The sequence below is a fragment of the Microcystis sp. M53598_WE2 genome, from assembly GCF_030067735.1.
Taxonomy (GTDB): Bacteria; Cyanobacteriota; Cyanobacteriia; order Cyanobacteriales; family Microcystaceae; genus Microcystis; species Microcystis aeruginosa.
In genome coordinates this window covers 1-1,164 of record NZ_JASJFE010000382.1, presented here as the reverse complement: position 1 = coordinate 1,164, position 1,164 = coordinate 1, and the positions used below count along the sequence as shown (strand labels likewise).

Below are 1,164 nucleotides of genomic sequence, written 5' to 3'. Positions count from 1 at the left end.
GTTCAATCTTGGTTTCGGCGGTAATGGGAATATGATGAAACTCAATACCGAATTGATTGGCAACTGAGTGTAATTCTGGATGATTGCTAATAATTAAAGGAATTTCTGCCCTAATTTCTCCCCCGTGTTGTCGCCATAATAAATCGAGGAGACAATGATCCTGTTTTGTCACCCAAATAGCTAGACGCGGGACAGTATCGGAAAAATGTAAGGACCAACTAGCCTGCAAAGGTTTGGCAATAGCGGCGAAAGCTGGTTCGATCATCCCACGGGGTAAATTAAACCCCTCTAATTGCCATTCTATCCGCATCAGGAACAATCCTGCCGAAAAATCCGTGTGTTGGTCGGCGTGGATAATATTGCCGCCATTAGCGTAGATAAAATTAGCGATTTTCGCCACCAGACCAATCTGGTCGGGACAAGAAATTAACAAGGTTGCAGTGGCAGCAGTCATAAATTATCGGTGGCAAGAATTGACTTTTCTATCCCCTAATTGATTACAATTTCAGGCACTTCGTCCCTTTGATGCACAAAAAAGAGCATTTGTCAAGAGCGATCGCCGATTAAATTTCCGGTTAAACTGATACAGTATTCTCTTGCTCAGAAGTGGCAAAATGCCGCTCGATCAGGGAGGGGACATCTTGGGGAGCTACCTGATTATAATGCTTTTTATCGGGCATAACCACCAGATTCGGCCCTTTTTTGCACTGTTTTAAACAGCCAGTTAATTTAATATTCACCGCTTCTCCCAGTCCTTTTTCCTCTAAACCACTCTCTAACCTTTGGCAGACTCTCGCACCGCCATTTTTCCAACAATCGGACTTCTGACAGATTAAGACGGTGGCTTTTTTAGCTTTTGCCGGGGCGACTTCTGGGGTTTTTTCGCCAGATAAATGCTCGATCCCTAGTACCCTCAGTTTTAATTTTCCCTTTTTTGAACAAAGACTACTTTCTCCCGTCACTTTTAGCCATGAGTGGAGAGCAATATTGAGAGGTATGTGGTCTCGCAGTGTTTTTTCGGGCTTAAACCAATATTCTCGTTTATCAACACTAATTCTCAGGTATTTTACCTTATATCCGTCCTTGAGGACAAAACCGAGGAATTGACCGACCGCTTGAAAGGGAACCATGGTAGTTGTAGATTTTGACATACTTTCTCACTTT

At 43.1% G+C, this 1,164-nt stretch carries 2 protein-coding genes; both read right to left on the bottom strand.

Annotated elements, in window-relative coordinates; translation table 11 throughout:
* Positions 1–454, bottom strand: a 454-nt coding sequence (locus tag PX636_RS08280; protein WP_288116717.1) for an ACT domain-containing protein, incomplete at its 3' end; no start/stop codon positions are given.
* Positions 455–575: 121 nt separating this feature from the next.
* Positions 576–1,151 (bottom strand): (2Fe-2S) ferredoxin domain-containing protein, encoded by a 576-nt coding sequence (locus PX636_RS08275; RefSeq protein WP_002796080.1) that lies wholly within the window; start codon positions 1,149–1,151, stop codon positions 576–578.
* Positions 1,152–1,164: the final 13 nt, after the last annotated feature.